This window comes from Pseudorhodoferax sp. LjRoot39, assembly GCF_964253035.1.
Classification (GTDB): domain Bacteria; phylum Pseudomonadota; class Gammaproteobacteria; order Burkholderiales; family Burkholderiaceae_C; genus Pseudorhodoferax.
On sequence record NZ_CAXUQL020000001.1, the window covers coordinates 2,178,597 to 2,195,223 of the forward strand.

Annotated in this window: 14 protein-coding genes; 13 read left to right on the forward strand and 1 reads right to left on the reverse strand. The window is 71.2% G+C overall.

Going from position 1 to position 16,627, the window contains the following annotated elements; all coding sequences use genetic code 11:
- The 13 genes from ACSQ4M_RS10340 to argE all read left to right on the forward strand — a co-directional run bounded on the left by ACSQ4M_RS10340 (window position 1) and on the right by argE (window position 12,729).
- Window positions 1-2,376: a xanthine dehydrogenase family protein molybdopterin-binding subunit gene (locus ACSQ4M_RS10340; protein ID WP_436189444.1), complete on the forward strand. Its 2,376-nt coding sequence runs from the start codon at window positions 1-3 to the stop codon at window positions 2,374-2,376.
- Window positions 2,373-3,191 carry an FAD binding domain-containing protein gene (locus ACSQ4M_RS10345; protein WP_436189445.1) on the forward strand — a complete coding sequence of 273 codons (819 nt, stop codon included), beginning with the start codon at window positions 2,373-2,375 and terminating at the stop codon, window positions 3,189-3,191. Before ACSQ4M_RS10340 ends, ACSQ4M_RS10345 begins: the two co-directional genes overlap by 4 nt.
- Complete coding sequence (locus ACSQ4M_RS10350; protein WP_436189446.1) at window positions 3,188-3,721, forward strand: (2Fe-2S)-binding protein; 534 nt, start codon at window positions 3,188-3,190, stop codon at window positions 3,719-3,721. The genes ACSQ4M_RS10345 and ACSQ4M_RS10350 overlap by 4 nt, the downstream gene beginning before the upstream one ends.
- On the forward strand, window positions 3,711-4,373 hold the full coding sequence (locus ACSQ4M_RS10355; RefSeq protein ID WP_436189447.1) for an SRPBCC family protein: 663 nt from the start codon (window positions 3,711-3,713) through the stop codon (window positions 4,371-4,373). The genes ACSQ4M_RS10350 and ACSQ4M_RS10355 overlap by 11 nt, the downstream gene beginning before the upstream one ends.
- Window positions 4,374-4,412: 39 nt before the next feature.
- Window positions 4,413-5,570: an ABC transporter substrate-binding protein gene (locus tag ACSQ4M_RS10360; protein ID WP_436189448.1), complete on the forward strand. Its 1,158-nt coding sequence runs from the start codon at window positions 4,413-4,415 to the stop codon at window positions 5,568-5,570.
- 21 nt (window positions 5,571-5,591) lie between these two features.
- Window positions 5,592-6,464 carry a branched-chain amino acid ABC transporter permease gene (locus ACSQ4M_RS10365; protein WP_436189449.1) on the forward strand — a complete coding sequence of 291 codons (873 nt, stop codon included), beginning with the start codon at window positions 5,592-5,594 and terminating at the stop codon, window positions 6,462-6,464.
- A gap of 13 nt (window positions 6,465-6,477) precedes the next feature.
- The gene (locus ACSQ4M_RS10370; RefSeq protein ID WP_436189450.1) at window positions 6,478-7,518 is read left to right on the forward strand and encodes a branched-chain amino acid ABC transporter permease; all 1,041 of its coding nucleotides are present in this window, start codon (window positions 6,478-6,480) and stop codon (window positions 7,516-7,518) included.
- Complete coding sequence (locus ACSQ4M_RS10375) at window positions 7,515-8,294, forward strand: ABC transporter ATP-binding protein (protein WP_436189451.1); 780 nt, start codon at window positions 7,515-7,517, stop codon at window positions 8,292-8,294. Before ACSQ4M_RS10370 ends, ACSQ4M_RS10375 begins: the two co-directional genes overlap by 4 nt.
- Window positions 8,281-8,985, forward strand: coding sequence for an ABC transporter ATP-binding protein (locus tag ACSQ4M_RS10380; protein ID WP_436189452.1), 705 nt, complete (start codon window positions 8,281-8,283; stop codon window positions 8,983-8,985). Before ACSQ4M_RS10375 ends, ACSQ4M_RS10380 begins: the two co-directional genes overlap by 14 nt.
- A 53-nt stretch (window positions 8,986-9,038) precedes the next feature.
- The gene (locus tag ACSQ4M_RS10385) at window positions 9,039-9,872 is read left to right on the forward strand and encodes an AraC family transcriptional regulator (protein ID WP_436189453.1); all 834 of its coding nucleotides are present in this window, start codon (window positions 9,039-9,041) and stop codon (window positions 9,870-9,872) included.
- Between the two features lie 69 nt (window positions 9,873-9,941).
- On the forward strand, window positions 9,942-10,661 hold the full coding sequence (locus ACSQ4M_RS10390; protein ID WP_436189454.1) for an alanyl-tRNA editing protein: 720 nt from the start codon (window positions 9,942-9,944) through the stop codon (window positions 10,659-10,661).
- Complete coding sequence (locus ACSQ4M_RS10395; RefSeq protein ID WP_436189455.1) at window positions 10,661-11,608, forward strand: DMT family transporter; 948 nt, start codon at window positions 10,661-10,663, stop codon at window positions 11,606-11,608. The genes ACSQ4M_RS10390 and ACSQ4M_RS10395 overlap by 1 nt, the downstream gene beginning before the upstream one ends.
- A 5-nt stretch (window positions 11,609-11,613) precedes the next feature.
- Complete coding sequence (argE, locus tag ACSQ4M_RS10400) at window positions 11,614-12,729, forward strand: acetylornithine deacetylase (RefSeq protein WP_436189456.1); 1,116 nt, start codon at window positions 11,614-11,616, stop codon at window positions 12,727-12,729.
- Window positions 12,730-12,753: 24 nt separating this feature from the next.
- Here argE and putA read toward each other — a convergent pair whose 3' ends face one another.
- Window positions 12,754-16,569, reverse strand: a complete 3,816-nt coding sequence (gene putA, locus ACSQ4M_RS10405) for a trifunctional transcriptional regulator/proline dehydrogenase/L-glutamate gamma-semialdehyde dehydrogenase (RefSeq protein ID WP_436189457.1) — start codon at window positions 16,567-16,569, stop codon at window positions 12,754-12,756.
- Window positions 16,570-16,627 lie beyond the last annotated feature (58 nt).

Below are 16,627 nucleotides of genomic sequence, written 5' to 3' on the forward strand. Positions count from 1 at the left end.
ATGAACGCACCCACCTCGCCCCATCTGCTGCAGGCCCTCGGCCAGGGCATCGGCCAGCGCGTGCAGCGCAAGGAAGACCAGCGCCTGCTGCTGGGCCGCGGCCAGTACGTCGGCGACATCCGCATGCCCGACATGCTGGACGTGGCCTTCGTGCGCGCGCCGCTGGCCCATGCGCGCATCAACGGCATCGCCAAGCCGGCCGGCTACGAGGCCATGGTCTACACCATGGCCGACCTGGTGGGCGCGCAGCCCATCCTGGCGGCCTCGGCGCTGCCGGGCTTCAAGCGCTCGGTGCAGTGGCCGCTCGCACAGGACAAGGTCCGGCATGTCGGCGAGCTGGTCGCGGCCTGCGTGGCACCCACGCGCGCCCGTGCCGAGGACATCGCGGCCCAGGTCGAGGTCGACTACGCCGAGCTGCCCGTGCTGGCCGACATGCACGCGGCCATGGCCGCACCCACGCGCCTGCACGAGGATTGGGCCGACAACGTGTTCGCGGAAACCAACGTGGACCGGCGCGTCGCTGAAAGCACCGCCCCGGCCCACACCGTGCGCCGCCAGCTGCGCACGTCGCGCCAGTGCATGGCGCCGCTCGAAGGCCGGGCCGTTCTGTGCTGGTGGGACCACCGCATGGACCAGCTCGTCATGTACTCCGCCGCCCAGCTGCCGCACATCAACCGCACGGGCCTGGCGGAATGCCTGGGCCTGGACCAGGGCCAGGTGCGCGTGGTCTCGCCCGACGTGGGCGGTGGCTTCGGCTACAAGGGCATCCTGCTGCCCGAGGAGATCTGCTGCGCCTGGCTGGCACGGCACCTGGGCCGGCCGGTGCGCTGGCTCGAAGACCGGCGCGAGCAACTCAGCGCCAACGCCAACTGCCGCGAGCATGCCTACGACATCGCGGTCACGGTCGAGCCCGATGGCCGGCTGGTCGGCATCGAATGCGACGCGGTGGTGGATTCCGGCGCCTACTCGTCCTACCCCTTCAGCGCCTGCCTGGAGGCCGCGCAGGTCGGCTCCATCCTGCCCGGCCCCTACCAGATGGACTGGTTCCGCTGCCGCACGCGCTCGGCCGCCACCAACAAACCGCCGATCCTGCCCTACCGCGGCGTGGCGCGCACGGGCGTGTGCTTCGCGCTGGAACTGATGCTGGACGCCGCCGCGCGCGACCTCGGCATCGAGCCGCACGCGCTGCGCGCCAGGAGCCTGGTGCCGGCCAGCGCCATGCCGTACACCAACATCACGAACAAGCTGTTCGATTCGGGCGACTACCAGGCCGCCATGGACCGTGCCGTGGCGGCGCTGGACTGGGATGCATGGCGCACGCGCCAGCGCGCAGCCCATGCCCAAGCGGGAACCCGTCGCATCGGCCTGGGCCTGGCCGTGTTCTGCGAGCAGGGCGCGCACGGCACCTCGGTCTACCACGGCTGGGGCATCCCCATGGTGCCGGGCTACGAACAGTGCGCCGCGCGCTTCACGCCCGACGGCGTGCTGGAGCTGCGCCTGGGCGCGCACTCGCACGGCCAGGGCATGGAGACCTCGATGGCCCAGGTCGCGCACACCGTGCTGGGCATCCCGATCGCCCAGGTGCGGCTGGTCCACGGCGACACCGCCCAGTCGCCGTACTCCACGGGCACCTGGGGCTCGCGCTGCGCCGTGATGTCGGGCGGCGCCGTCGGCACGGCCGCCAAGGCGCTGGCCGAGCGCATGCGCGCCATGGCCGCCGTGCTGCTCGAGGCGCCGGCCGAGACGCTGCGGCTGGAGGGAGGCAGCTTCCGCACCGCGGATGGCGCCAGCGCGCTGACGCTGGCCGAGATCGCGCGCACCTGGTACCGCGCGCCGCAGAAGATCCCGCCCGGCATCGACCCCGGTGGCCTGGAGACCGTGGTGGGCTACAAGACCCAGCCCGACACCGGCACCTTCAGCTACGCCTGCCACGCCTGCGCGGTCGAGGTCGACACCGCCACCGGCCAGGTGCGCCTGCTCGACTACGCGATCTGCGAAGACGGCGGCGTGCTGCTGAACCCGCTGATCGTCGAGGGCCAGCTGATCGGCGGCCTGGCGCAGGGCATCGGCACCGCGCTGTACGAAGAAATGCCGTTCGACGCCGAAGGCCAGCCGCTGGCCTCCACGCTGGCCGACTACATCCTGCCCGGTGCCGGCGAGATGCCGCCGCTCAAGGTGCTGCACATGGAGACGCCCAGCCCGCACACGCTGTTCGGCCAGAAGGGCATCGGCGAGGGCGGAGCCATCGCGCCGCCGGCCGCCATCATCAATGCGGTGAACGACGCGCTGTTCGCGCTCGGTGCCGAGCTGACCGAATGCCCGGCCAGCCCCGAGCGCGTGCTGGCCGCGCTGGCCGCTGCGGGAGCGAAGGCATGAAGGCCGCCGCCTACACCCTGGAGCGGCCTGCCGCACTGGCTGACTTGAACACACGCCTGGCCGACGGCGGCTGGGGCGTCAAGCCCATCGCCGGCGGCCAGTCGCTCGGCGCCATGCTGAACCTGCGCCTGGCCCAGCCCGAGACCTTGCTCGACCTCGACGCGCTGGCCGAGCTGCGCGCCGTGCACGAGACGCCCGATGCCGTGCGTTTCGGCGCCATGGTCACGCACGCGCAGATCGAGGACGGCCGCGTGCCCGACCCCACGCGTGGCCTCATGCCCTTCGTCGCGCGCGGCATCGCCTACCGCGCCGTGCGCAACCGCGGCACGCTGGGCGGCAGCCTGTGCCATGCCGACCCGGCCGCCGACTGGGTCAACACCATGCCGCTGCTGGGCGCCACCTGCCTGCTGGCCGGCCGCACGGGTGTGCGCGAAGTGCCCGCTGCCGACTTCATGGCCTCGGCCTTCGAGACGGTTCTGGGCGAGGGCGAGCTGCTGACCGCCGTGCGCGTGCCACGCCGCTCCGCCGCCACGCGCTGGGCCTACCGCAAGTTCTGCCGCAAGACCGGCGAGTTCGCCAACGCGCTGGCCGCCTGCCTGGTCGATCCGCTGGATGGCACCGAGCGCCTTGTGCTCGGCGCGCTGGACGGCGCGCCGCGTGTGGTCGAGCAGGCCGGCCTGCTGGCCCGCCTGGCCTCCGATGCCGCGCTCGCGCGCTGGCTCGAAGAACAGGACCTGGGCCTGGACGCCACCCGCCAATCCATGCTGGCCGAGATGCTGCGGCTGGCCCTGCGCGACCTGGAGACGCCGCGATGAACACCCCCTTCCTCGAATTCCCGCCAGTCGCCACCGCGCGCATCGCGCTCACCGTCAACGGCCGCAACCACCAGCTCGAGCTGGAGCCGCGCACCCACCTGGCCGACGCGCTGCGCGAGCACTGCGGCCTCACGGCCACGCACCTGGGCTGCGAGCATGGCGTGTGCGGCGCCTGCACGGTTGAGGTCGATGGCGCGCCGCAGCGCAGCTGCCTGCAGTCGGCCGTGCGCTTCGTCGGCCGCCAGGTGCGCACGCTCGAGGCCTTCGACGACGACGCCGTGATGGCCCAGCTGCGCGCGGCCTTCTCCGCCGAGCACGCGCTGCAGTGCGGCTACTGCACGCCCGGCATGCTGATGACGGCGCGCGACATCGTGCTGCGCCTGCCGCACGCCGACGAGGCCCGCATCCGCGAGGAGTTGGCCGGCAACCTGTGCCGCTGCACGGGCTACCAGGGCATCGTGCAGGCGATCCAGCGCGTGCTGCGCGAGCGTCTTTCCCAACCCCATCCGGAGACTGCGCATGCAGCTTGAGCAATCCTTCACGCTGGCGGCCGAGCCGGCGCGCGTCTGGCAGGCCTTCCACGATGTGCGGCTGATGGTCGAGTGCCTGCCCGGCGCGTCCATCAAGCCGGGCGCAGAACTCACCGAGGGCGCCGAGATCCCGCTGCTGTTCAAGGTCAAGCTCGGCCCCATCGCGGCCGGCTTCGCGGGGCAGGGCCAGCTGGTGCTGGACGAGGCGGCGCAGAGCGGCAGCTTCGCCGGCGGTGCCGTCGACGCCAAGACCAGCAGCCGCGTGAAGGGCCAGGCCAGCTTTGCGCTGTTGCCCGATGCCGTGGGCACGCGCGTGACCCTGTCCGTGGCGTTCTCGATCACCGGCTCGCTCGCGCAGTTCAGCCGCGAGGGCATCGTGCGCGCGCTGGCCGAGCAGCTGACCAAGCAGTTCGCCGACAACCTGCAAGCCCGGCTGCCGCAGGCCGTGGACGTGCCGCGCGAAGCCCCGCACACCGTGGAGTCGCAGGCGGCCCAGGCTTCGGTGGCCTGCGCACCCACGGTCTTTCCCTCACCCGTCCCGCCAGCCGCGCCACGCGCCGCCGCGCCTGCACCGGCCGCACCGGCCGCGGCCATCGACCTCTGGAGCGTTCTCAAGCTCTGGTTCCGTGGCCTGTTCGCGCGCCGCGGCTGACCGACCCCATTTCCCAACCGTCCCCAAGGAAGCATCGCCATGACCTCGCCCATCACCTTGCGCAGCGCGCTGGCCGCCGCGGCCCTCGTTGCCCTCGCCGTGCCCGCGTTCGCGCAGGACACCATCAAGATCGGCGTCTCCCAGCCGCTGACCGGCCCGGTCGCCGCCTCCGGCACCTACGTGACCAACGGCGCGCGCATCGCGGCCGAGGTCATCAACAAGAAGGGCGGCGTGCTCGGCAAGCCCATCGAGCTCGTCATCGAGGACAACAAGTCGAACCCGCGCGAGGCCGTCAACTCGGCCGAGAAGCTGATCCTGAAAGACAAGGTGCCCGTGATCATGGGCGCCTGGAGCTCCACCTTCACGCTCGCCGTGATGCCCAAGCTCATGGAGTACGGCGTGCCCATGGTGGTGGAGACCGCCTCGTCGGGCAAGATCACCACGGCCGGCAACCCCTGGATCTTCCGCATCAGCCCGACCTCGGCCATGGAGGCCAGCGCCTTCGGCAAGAAGATCGACTCCTTCGCGCCGGCGATCAAGAAGGTCGATTTCCTGTCGGTCAACAACGACTGGGGCCTGGGCGCCGCGGCCGAGTTCAAGAAGATGTTCGAGGCCAAGGGCGTGGCCGTGGGCCGCACCGAGACCATGGCGCCCGACGCGACCGACCTGTCGGCCCAGCTGGCCGCGCTGAAGGCCACGGGCTCGGACACGGTGATCGTGACCTCGGGCATCGAGCAGCTCACGCTGGCGATCCGCCAGGCCGGCGAGCAGCGCCTGCCGCAGCGCATCATCACCACGGGCGGCTCTTTCCCCGAGCCGCTGCTCAAGACGCCCGGCCCCAAGGGCTACGCGAGCCAGCACCTGCTGTTCTTCGCACCCTGGGAGGTCAAGCGCGCGCAGTACCCCGAGGTGGCCAAGGAGTTCGCGGACGCCTGGGATGCGCGCAAGCTCGACTTCGCCGGCCAGACCGAGGGTTTCCGCGGCTATGACGGCATCCTGACCATCGTCGAAGCCATCAAGATCGCCGGCAAGGCCGAACCGACCGCCATCCGCGACGCGCTGTGGAAGGTCAAGGTCAAGGGCGTGAACGGCGACGTGGGCTTCGTCAAGGAAGGCCCGGCCGGCAAGGAAAGCGGCCAGAACGAGCCCGCCATCTACGTGGTGGAACTCAAGGACGGCCAGGTCTCCGTCAAGTAAGAAGAAGGCACAGGGCACCCCGTGGACCAGTTTCTCCAACACCTGCTCAACGGCCTCGTGCTGGGGGCCACCTACGCGCTGCTCGGGATCGGCCTCACGCTGATCTTCGGCATCATGAAGGTGGTCAACATGGCGCACGGCGAGCTGTACACGCTGGGTGCCTACGTGGCCTTCGGTTTCGTCTCGCTGCTGGGCCTGAACTACTTCGGCTCGGTGCTGATGGCCGCCGCGGTCGGCCTGGTGGCCGGCGCGGCCATCGAGTGGCTGCTGCTGCGCCGGCGCAACCTCGCGGCCATCGACGAGGTCATGCTGATCATGATCGGCGTGATGATCGTGCTGCAGAACGCCGAGCTGCTGGCCTGGGGCGGCGTGGCCAAGGCCGTGCCCTCGCCGTTCTCGCAGGAGCCCATCGTGTTCGGCGCGGTCTCGGTCTCGCCGATCCGGCTGTTCGTGCTGGCCACGGCGCTGGTGCTGCTGGTGGCCTTCTACCTGCTGATCGAACGCTCGCGCCTGGGCCTGTCCATGCGTGCCACCTTCCAGGACAAGGACGCGGCCAAGATCGTCGGCGTCAATGTTTCGCGCATCTACACGCTGACCTTCGCGCTGGGCTCGTGCCTGGCGGCGGTGGCCGGCGCGCTGCTGGCACCGGTGTTCGTGGTCAATCCGACCATGGGCGACCTGGCCAGCCTGAAGGCCTTCGCCATCGTGATCCTGGGGGGCCTGGGCAACCTGGCCGGCGCCGCGCTGGGCGGCTTCGCGCTGGCGCTGATCGAGGAGTTCGGCGCGGGCTACATCTCCACCGCCTACCGCGATGCGATCGGATTTCTCGTGATCCTGGTGGTGATGGTGTTCCGTCCGCAGGGCCTGTTCACCCTCAAGGAAAGAGTGGGTTGAGAGCGTGAGAGCCATGAAACCTTCCACCCTCCTGTTCCTCGCCAGCGTGCTGGTGCTCGCCGGCCTGCCGTTCTGGTGGCCCGACCCGTATGTGCTGTCGGTCGTCGGCTCGGCCGGCATCTTCATCGTCGCGGCCATCAGCCTGAACCTGCTGCTGGGCTACACCGGCCAGCTGAGCCTGGGCCATGTGGCCTTCTTCGGCATCGGCGCCTACACCAGCGCGCTGCTGTCGCTGGGCTTCGACGTGTCGCTGCCCGGTCTGGACGATCCGCTGGTCATCGCGCCCAAGCCGGTGTGGCTGGCGTTCACGAGCGGCATCGTCGTGGCCGGCCTGTTCGGCTGGCTGGTCGGCAAGCTGGCCTTCCGCGTGCGCGGCGCCTACTTCGTGATCGTGACCATCAGCTTCGCGCAGGTCATGCGCATGGTCGCCACCAACTGGGTCGACCTGACCGAGGGGCCGATGGCGCTCAACAACATCCCGCCGCTCACGCTGTGGACGCCCGGCGGCACGCTCGACCTCGTGACCAAGGCGCAGACCTACTGGCTGGTGCTGGCCGTGGCCGTGCTGGCTTGGCTCATCGTGGCCGCGCTGGTGCACAGCCGCACCGGCCGCGCCATGGTGGCGCTGCGCGAGAACGAGACGCTGGCGCGCTCCATCGGCGTGCCCGTCACGCACTACCTGCGCATCGCCGCAGTCGGTGCCGCCGCCATCGCAGGTGCCGCGGGCGGGCTCTACGCGCACACCGTGCGCATCATCGACCCCGACGTGTTCATGTTCATGTTCACGATCACCATGGTGATCATGGTCATCGTCGGCGGCAAGGGCACGCTGGCCGGGCCGGTGGTAGGTGGGCTGCTGTTCGGCCTCCTGCCCGAGCTGCTGCGCGGCACGCTGCGGCCCGAGGTGCAGTGGATGCTGTACGGCGCGCTGATGGTGGTGATCCTGGTGTTCATGCCGCGCGGCATCGTGCCGGCGCTCGCCGGCCTGTTCCGCAGGCGGCCGGCGGCCAAGGCGGCGGCGCCGCGCGCGGCCGTGGCAGGGGAGGCGACGTGAGCGAAGTGCTGCGCCTGGAAGGCGTCACCATCCAGATCGCCGGCCTGCGCGCGGTCGACCAGCTGAGCTTCGCCGTCGAGGCCGGCCAGATCGTGAGCCTGATCGGCCCCAACGGCGCCGGCAAGACCACCACCTTCAACGCCATCTCGGGCTACATGCGGCCGACCGCCGGCCGTGTCTTCCTGTTCGGCGAGGACGTGACGGGCCAGTCGCCCGACCGCATCGCCCAGCGCGGCCTGGTGCGCAGCTTCCAGCGCACCAGCGTGTTCGCGGGCTGCACGGTGTTCGACAACATCCTCACGGGCCTGCACCTGCGCGGATCGAGCGGCGTGCTGCAGGCGCTGCTGCGCGGCGCGGGTTTCCAGCGCGAGGAAGACCAGCTGCGCGAACAGGCGCACGCCATGCTGGGCTTTCTCGGCCTGCAGTCGCGCGCCGACGAGCTGGCCAGCAACCTCTCGTACGGCGACCAGCGGCTGCTGGGTGTGGGCCTGGCGCTGGCCGCGCAGCCGCGCGTGCTGCTGCTGGACGAGCCGGCCGCGGGCCTGAACCCGTCGGAGACCGAGGCCTTCAAGCAGATGGTGCGCCGCATCCGCGACAGCGGCGTCACCGTGCTGCTGGTGGAGCACGACATGCACATGGTGATGTCCATCTCGGACCACATCGTCGTGCTCAACCACGGCAAGCTCATCGCCACGGGCGGCCCCCAGGCCATCCAGCAGGACCCGGAAGTCATTCGCGCCTACCTCGGATCGGGGCTGCAGCATGCTCAAGCTTGAACAAGTCTCCGTGCGCTACGGCGCCACCCTGGGCGTGGACCGCATCACGCTCGAGGTGCAGGAGGGCGAACTGGTCACGCTGATCGGCGCCAACGGCGCCGGCAAGTCGACCACGCTGCGCGCCATCAGCGGGCTGGAGCCGCTGGCCGGCGGCAGCATCCACTTCGACGGCCACCGCATCTCGGGCGCCATGCCGGCGCAGATCATCGACCGCGGCATCGCGCACTGCCCCGAAGGCCGGCGCGTGTTCCCGCAGCTCACGGTGCGCGAGAACCTGGAGATGGGCGGCTACCGCCGCACCGACCGCCAGCGCATGCGCCAGGACATGGAGCGTATGTTCGACAAATTCCCGCGCCTGCGCGAACGCGCCGGCCAGGCCGCCGGCACGCTGTCGGGCGGCGAGCAGCAGATGCTGGCGATTGCGCGCGCGCTGATGTCGCGCCCGCGCCTGGTGATGTTCGACGAGCCCTCGCTGGGCCTGGCGCCCAACTTCGTCGAGATGATCTTCGAACTCGTGCAGGAAGTGCGGCGCGAGGGCACGACGGTGCTCATGGTCGAGCAGAACGCCTATGCCGCGCTGCAGATGTGCACGCGCGCCTACCTGCTGACCAACGGCCGCATCGTGAGCCAGGGCACCGGCGCGGAGATGCTGGCCAACGAGGGCGTGCGGGCGGCCTACCTGGGGGGGTGAGCGCTACCATCCGTGCTGCAGCGCACCGTGCTGCCCACGAAAGGACCTGCCGGTTGGCCCGCTCGGATCCCCGCAACACGTCGCGCTACTGGCATGCGCCTGGCGTACCCGCCATGGACCTGTTGCAGGCGGACTTCACGACGCACGACTACGCGCCCCACGTGCACGATTCCCTCGTCGTCGCGGTGACGGAAGTCGGCGGTTCGGAATTCAAGAGCCGCGGCCGCACGGATGTCGCCCACCCGCAGGCCTTGCTCGTCTTCAACCCGTCGGAGCCGCATTCGGGCCGCATGGGCGCCAGCCCGCGCTGGCGGTACCGGTCGTTCTATCTGGCCGGGCCGGCCATCCAGGACATCCTGGGCGCCCTCGGGACAGATCGACCCGGCTACTTCGCATCCAACGTCGTGCGCGACCAGGACCTCGTCACACGGTTCATGGCGCTCCACCATGCACTGGATGGACCGGCGCAGGATCCGCTGCTGCAGCGCGAACTGCTCGTGCACACCTTTGGCGACCTGCTCCGCCGGCATGGGCAGGCCGCGCGGCGCGTCTGCGCAGCGCCAGGGGATGCGGCCGCGCTCGCCCCTGTCCTCGAACTGGTGCACGATGGCTATGCGGACAATCTGACGCTGGAGCAGATGGGCATGGCCGCGGGTCTGACCCCGTTCCAGCTGATCGTCGCGTTCAAGCGGACGATGGGCTTGACGCCGCACGCCTACCTGACGCAGTGGCGCCTGCGGGCCGCGCTGCGCCGGCTGCAGACAGGCCAGTCCGTCGTCGAGGCGGCGCTGGCCTGCGGCTTCTACGACCAAAGCGCCTTGAACAAGCACTTCAAGCGCACCTTCGGCATGACACCGCTCCAATATGTCAACGCGTGCCGGTCCTGAGGCCTTCAATTCTGACCAATAGCGTTTCGCGCCTGCCTGCCATGCTGGGTCCCATCAGCAAGGCATTCCATGACGCGACTCTTCTGCCAAGACAACCCTGAAATCCTGACACTGGATGCGACGGTCGTCGGGACCCGGCCCGGCGCGGTCCTCCTGTCCCGGCACGCCTTCTATCCCGGCGGCGGCGGGCAGCTCGCGGACCGGGGCGTCATCCGGTGGGCGGGGGGAGAGGCCCCGGTCACGGGGTTCTCCGAGGAAGGCGGTGCGCTCTGGATCGGCGTCGGCGGCGGCATCGAGATCGCCGGGGATGTCCAGGCCGCGGTCGACCCGGAGTTTCGCCAACGCATGCGGGAACTGCACACCGACCTGCACATCCTGAACGCGCTGGTGTTCAGGGATTTCGACGGGGCGCTGGTCACCGGCGTGCAGATGAACGAGGACGGCACGGCGCGCATCGACTTCGACCTGCCGGATGCGGACAACGACCGCCTGCGCGCCCTGGAGCCGGAACTGAACGACGTGGTCGCCCAGGACCTCACTGTCCAGACGAGCTACCTGTCCATGAGCGCTGCCCACGCCGAGCCGGGCCTGCTGCGTTCCCGGTCGGTGACGCCGCCGCCCTCGCCGCAAGGGCTGATCCGCATCGTCGAGATCGCGGGCCTGGACCGACAGGCCTGCGGGGGGACGCACCTGGCGTCGACGGGGGCTTCGCGTCCGGTCCGGATCCTCAAGATCGAGAACAAGGGGCGTTCCAACCGCCGGGTCCGCATCGGACTGCAGGGCCCGTGATGCGCGCCGCGTTCCTCGCCCTGTGGGCACGCCCGGTCTGGCTCCTGTGGCTCCCGCCCGTCTTCTGGGCCGGAAACCTCGTGCTGGGCCGCGCGCTCGGACCCGTCTTCCCGCCGGTTTCCCTGGCGGTCGGCCGCTGGATCGTGGCGCTGGTGGTGTTGGCGCCGTTCGTCTGGCGCCGTGCCCTGCGTGAGCGCGAACTGCTGTCCAGGCACTGGGCGCTGGTCCTCGCCTGCGGGGCCTTCGGCATTGCCGGTTACAACGCACTCGGCTACCTGGCCCTGCGGACCGTGCCCGCCGCGAGCGTCGCGTTCCTCAATTCGACCTTGCCGCTCATGGTGCCGCTCGCGGCGGTGCTGCTCGGCGTCGAGCGCATCACCTGGAAGGCGCTGCTCGGCATCGCCATCTCGTTCGTGGGCATCGCCTGGATCGCGGCGCGCGGCGACATGGACAGCCTCGCCGCGTTGCGCTTCGACGGCGGCGAGTGGCTGGTGCTCGTGGCCGTCGCCAACTACGCCATCTACTCCGTGCTGCTGCGGCGCAAGCCTGCCGGGATCAGCCCGCTGGTGTTCCTGGCGGCCACCATGGCGGCGGGCCTGCTGGTGCTGGCGCCGTTCTGGGCCATCGAACTGGCACGCGGTGCGCGCATCCCGACGGACCCGGCATCGGTCGGGGCCGTGCTCTACATCGGTGTCTTCGCATCGCTGTTCGCCTTCATCCTCTGGGGCCGCTGCGTCGCGACGCTCGGCCCGACGGTGACGGGTGTCTCGTTCCACCTCGTGGCGCTGTTCACCGCGCTGCTGGCCTTCGTCGTGCTCGGAGAGCCCGTGCGGCCCTTCCATGCCGCGGGCTTCGCGCTCATTTTGCTCGGCTTCGTCGTCACGACCTTCCAGCCCGCGGGCCGCGCATCCGCGCCCGCGCTGCCCCCGGTGGCACGGCGGCATTGACGGCCATGGACACGGTCGGAATCCTGCGCACGCTGGTCGCTTTCGACACGACATCCCATCGGTCCAATCTGGATCTCATCCATTGGATGGCCGCACACCTCGATGGGCACGGGGCGAAGGTGCGGCTGATCCACAGCGACGACGGCGCCAAGGCCAACCTGTTCGCCACGGTCGGCTCGGACGCGGCGGGTGGCGTGGTCCTGTCCGGACATACCGACGTGGTCCCTGTCGCCGACCAGGTCTGGGGTTCCGACCCCTTCGCGCTGGTCGAGCGCGATGGTCGGCTCACCGGGCGCGGGACGGCCGACATGAAGGGGTTCATCGCGGCCTGTCTGGCCGCCGTGCCGCACTGGTGCCGCCAGGATCTGCGCCGCCCGATCCATCTGGCGTTCTCCTACGACGAGGAAATCGGCTGCCTCGGTGTTCCGCGCCTGATCGCCGACCTGCAGGCGCACGCCCGGCCACCCGCCCTGGCCATCATCGGCGAGCCGACCGAGATGCGCATCGGACTGGCCCATCGGGGCTTCTATGGCCACCGGACCACATTCCGGGGCCGCCCGGCGCATTCCAGCCATCCCGCGTCGGGGGTCAGTGCCATCGAGCCGGCGACGCGGCTGGTCGCGGCGTTGGCAAGGTTCGGGCGTGCGCTGTCCACGCGGGGTGATCGCACCACCTTCAACGTGGGCTGCATCCGTGGCGGAACGGCCATCAACATCGTGCCCGGGTGCTGTGAAGTGCTGTGGGAGTTCCGCCCACCGGACGAAGCCAGCGCCGCGGCAGTGAAGGCCGAGGTCGACAGGCTGCTGGCGGTGCTCTCGCCGGGCGTGGACATCGAGATGGCGCAGATCGCCGGCGTGCCCGCGCTCGCGGCGCATGCCGACGGGGCGGCGGTGGCCATCGCCAGGACCTGCGGCGCGCGCTGGCCGCCCGGCGAGCTTGCGTTCGGCACCGAGGCAGGCTTCTTCGCGCAGGCCGGAATCCCTTCGCTGGTGTGCGGTCCGGGCTCCATCGCGCAGGCGCACCAGCCGGACGAATGGATCGCGGCCAGCGAACTCGGGGCTGCCGACCGGTTTCTGGCGGGCATCGGGACTTGGGCTGCGGCTGCCGCAGTGCCCGGGTGAGTGCTGCGCGGGCCTGGCGGGGCTTCAGCCGATGGTCATCAGCGAGGCATTGCCGCCGGCGGCCGCGGTGTTGGTGCTGACGGCGCGCTCCACGACCAGCCGCTCCAGCGCGTAGCGGGCACGGCCGCTGGCGATCTCGTCGCTGGCCAGGCCCTGCACCGACAGGATGGGGCCGTCGCGCTGCGCCAGCTGGCGGTTCAGCGCGCGCAGCGCGTCGGGGTCGCCTTCGAACAGCGCGGCGTGGATGTCGGCGGCCAGGGCCTGGTCCGCCGCCAGCACGCGCGCCTGGGCGCGCTCGGCCTCGGGCAGTGCCGCGAGCTGCGCGCGGGCGGCCGGCGTGTCGGTCCACAGCACGCGGTTGCCAGTGGCGCGCGCGGCCTCCCACTGGGCCTGCGCACCGGCCGGCGTGGCCGCCACGCAGAGCACCGTGCCGCGCGGCGCCAGGCTGTACAGGTTGCGCTCGCCGGTCGGGCCCGGCAGCACCGTGGGCTCGTCCAGGCGCAGCGCGGGGCGTGGCCCGGCGCTCAGCAGCCGGTGCAGGTAGAGCGGGCCGCCGGCCTTGGGGCCGGTGCCCGACAGGCCTTCGCCGCCGAAGGGCTGCACCCCGACCACGGCGCCCACCACGTTGCGGTTCACGTAGACGTTGCCGGCGTGGATGCGCGCCGTCACCTGGGCGATGGTCTCGTCGATGCGCGTGTGCAGGCCGAAGGTCAGGCCGTAGCCCGTGGCGTTGATGGCGTCGATGAGCTGGGGCAGGGCCTCGCGCCGCCAGCGCAGCACGTGCAGCACGGGGCCGAAGACCTCGCGCTCGAGCCGCGCCGGGCTGTCGATCTCGACCAGGGTCGGCGCCACGAAGCTGCCCTGCGCGCAGGCGGCCGGCAGCGCCAGCCGCTCCACGCGGCAGCCGGCCGCGGCCATGGCCGCCACATGCTGCTCGATGGCCTCGCGCGCGGCCTCGTCGATGACCGGGCCCACGTCGGTTTCCAGCCGGTCCGGGTTGCCCACGGCCAGCTCGTGCAGCGCGCCGCGCAGCATGGCCAGCATGCGGCCGGCCACGTCCTCCTGCAGGCACAGCAGGCGCAGCGCCGAGCAGCGCTGGCCGGCCGAGTCGTAGGCCGACTGCAGCACGTCCAGCACCACCTGCTCGGGCAGGGCGGAGGAGTCGACCACCATGGCGTTCTGGCCGCCGGTCTCGGCGATCAGCGGGATGGTGCGGCCGTGGTCGTCCAGGCGCTCGGCCAGCTGGCGCGCGATCCCGCGGGCCACCTCGGTGGAGCCCGTGAACACCACGCCGCGCACGCGGGCGTCGGCCACCAGGCGCGCACCCACGGTCTCGCCAGCGCCGGGCAGCAGCTGCAGCGCGCCGAGCGGCACGCCGGCGGCGTGCAGGATCTCGACCGCGCAGGCCGCGACCAGCGGCGTCTGCTCGGCCGGCTTGGCCAGCACCACGTTGCCGGCCGCCAGCGCCGCGGCCAGCTGGCCCGTGAAGATGGCCAGCGGGAAGTTCCAGGGGCTGATGCACAGCACGGGGCCCAACGGCAAGGACAGCAGCTCGGGGTCGGCGGCCAGCTCGGCGCGGGCCTGGGCCGCGTAGTAGCGCAGGAAGTCCACCGCCTCGCGCACCTCGGCGATGGCGTTGGGCAGGGTCTTGCCCGCCTCGCGCACGATCAGGCCCAGCAGCTGCTGCATCTGCGCTTCCAGCGCATCGGCGGCACGCTCCAGGCAGCGCGCGCGTTCGGCCGGCGGGGTGGACTGCCAGATCGGCGCGGCATCCTGTGCGGCCGCCAGCGCGGCGTCGACCTGGGCCTCGCTGGCGTCGAGCACCTGGCCAACCACGTCGCGCCGATCGGCCGGGTTGCGCACGGGCTGGGCGCGCCCGGCCTCCCAGTCGCAACCGGTTGGGCCGGCCCGCCAGGCCCGGCCGGTGCTGCCCAGCAGCGCGGTGGCCAGCGAGGCCAGGCGCTGCTCGTTGGACAGGTCCAGCCCGGCGGAGTTGGCACGGCCTTGGAACAGGTCGCGCGGCAGCGGGATGCGCTCGTGCGGCGCACCCAGCGGCTGGGCGCGCTCGGCCGCGGCCACCGGGTCGGCGACCAGCGCGTCCACGGGCACGCGCGGGTCGGCGATCTGGTTCACGAAGGAGGTGTTGGCGCCGTTCTCCAGCAGGCGGCGCACCAGGTAGGCCAGCAGCGTCTCGTGCGTGCCGACCGGCGCGTAGATGCGGCAGGGCCGCGCCAGCTTGCCGTCGGCCACGGCGCCCACCACCTCCTCGTAGAGCGGCTCGCCCATGCCGTGCAGGCACTGGAACTCGTACTGGCCGGGGTAGTAGTTGTTGCCGGCCATCTGGTAGATGGCGGCCAGCGTGTAGGCGTTGTGGGTGGCGAACTGGGGGTAGATGGCCTGGGGCTGGGCCAGCAGCTTGCGCGCGCAGGCCAGGTAGGAGATGTCGGTGTGCAGCTTGCGCGTGAAGACTGGGTAGTCCTCCAGCCCGTCGACCTGGGCGCGCTTGATCTCGCTGTCCCAGTAGGCGCCCTTGACCAGCCGCACCATCAGGCGCCGGCCGCTGCGCTGGGCCAGCTCGACCAGGTGGTCGATCACGAAGGGGCAGCGCTTCTGGTAGGCCTGCACCACGAAGCCGATGCCGTCCCAGCCCTGCAGCTCGGTATCGAAGCACAGGGCTTCGAGCAGGTCCAGCGACAGCTCCAGCCGGTCGGCCTCCTCGGCGTCGATGTTCAGGCCGATGTCGTAGCGGCGCGCCAGCAGCGCCAGTTCGCGCACGCGCGGCAGCAGCTCGCCCATCACGCGCGCGTGCTGGGCACGGGCGTAGCGCGGGTGCAGCGCCGACAGCTTGACCGAGATGCCCGGGCCCTCGTAGATCCCGCGGCCCGCGCTGGCGCGGCCGATGGCGTGGATGGCCTGCTCGTACAGCCCCAGGTAGCGCGCGGCATCCTCGGCCGTGGTGGCGGCCTCGCCCAGCATGTCGTAGGAGTAGCGAAAGCCCCTGGCCTCCAGCTTGCGCGCATTGGCCAGCGCCGCGGAGATGGTCTCGCCCGTCACGAACTGCTCGCCCATCACGCGCATGGCGGTGTCCACGCCCTTGCGGATCAGCGGCTCGCCGCCCTTGCCGATCAGCCGCGACAGCGCGGACGACAGCGTTTTCTCGCTGCTGGTGCCGACCAGCTTGCCCGTCAGCAGCAGGCCCCAGGTGGCGGCGTTGACGAACAGCGAGGGCGAGTGGCCCACGTGCGACTGCCAGTCGCCCTGGCTGATCTTGTCGCGGATCAGCGCGTCGCGCGTGGCCCGGTCGGGAATGCGCAGCAGCGCCTCGGCCATGCACATCAGCGCCACGCCCTCCTGGCTGGACAGCGAGAACTCCTGCAGCAGGCCCTCCACACCGCCGCCGGTGCCGCGCGCGCGCAGCGCGGTCACGAGCTTGCGCGCCAGTGCCTCGGCCTTGGTGGTGGCTGCGGCGGATTGCCGGGCCTGGCCCAGCAGCAGCGGCAGGCATTCGGGTTCGGGGCGGCGGTAGGCAGCTGTGATGGCGGCGCGCCGTACCGACTGCGGTGCCACCCCCTGGGCAAACGCCAGGAACGGTTGCACCGTCGTGGTGTCGTTGAAGTGCTCGGTTGCACCTTCAAGAAGCGCGAACCCGTCCATGGGGGTGCCCAGCTCCCCCGCGCCGACCGGCTGGCCGGGCACGACGCCGCCCTCGACCTTCTCGATCGCGCTCAGCACGGCCTGTTTGATGAACCAGTGCGGAGTGCGCCCCACCGCCTCTGCTGCGGACTTCAGCCGGCTTCGGAACACTTCATCCACCTTGATGCCCAATGTCGTCAAACTCATCTTGCGCCTGCATGCACGTGCGGACACGTAGGTTGCACCCGTTGAAATGGAAGGTGCA

Coding starts and splice junctions, on each gene's coding strand:
- ACSQ4M_RS10340 (WP_436189444.1), top strand. CDS start 1: ATGAACGCACCCACCTCGCCCCATCTGCTGCAGGCCCTCGGCCAGGGC.
- ACSQ4M_RS10345 (WP_436189445.1), top strand. CDS start 2,373: ATGAAGGCCGCCGCCTACACCCTGGAGCGGCCTGCCGCACTGGCTGAC.
- ACSQ4M_RS10350 (WP_436189446.1), top strand. CDS start 3,188: ATGAACACCCCCTTCCTCGAATTCCCGCCAGTCGCCACCGCGCGCATC.
- ACSQ4M_RS10355 (WP_436189447.1), top strand. CDS start 3,711: ATGCAGCTTGAGCAATCCTTCACGCTGGCGGCCGAGCCGGCGCGCGTC.
- ACSQ4M_RS10360 (WP_436189448.1), top strand. CDS start 4,413: ATGACCTCGCCCATCACCTTGCGCAGCGCGCTGGCCGCCGCGGCCCTC.
- ACSQ4M_RS10370 (WP_436189450.1), top strand. CDS start 6,478: ATGAAACCTTCCACCCTCCTGTTCCTCGCCAGCGTGCTGGTGCTCGCC.
- ACSQ4M_RS10380 (WP_436189452.1), top strand. CDS start 8,281: ATGCTCAAGCTTGAACAAGTCTCCGTGCGCTACGGCGCCACCCTGGGC.
- ACSQ4M_RS10390 (WP_436189454.1), top strand. CDS start 9,942: ATGACGCGACTCTTCTGCCAAGACAACCCTGAAATCCTGACACTGGAT.
- ACSQ4M_RS10395 (WP_436189455.1), top strand. CDS start 10,661: ATGCGCGCCGCGTTCCTCGCCCTGTGGGCACGCCCGGTCTGGCTCCTG.
- argE (WP_436189456.1), top strand. CDS start 11,614: ATGGACACGGTCGGAATCCTGCGCACGCTGGTCGCTTTCGACACGACA.
- putA (WP_436189457.1), bottom strand. CDS start 16,569: ATGAGTTTGACGACATTGGGCATCAAGGTGGATGAAGTGTTCCGAAGC.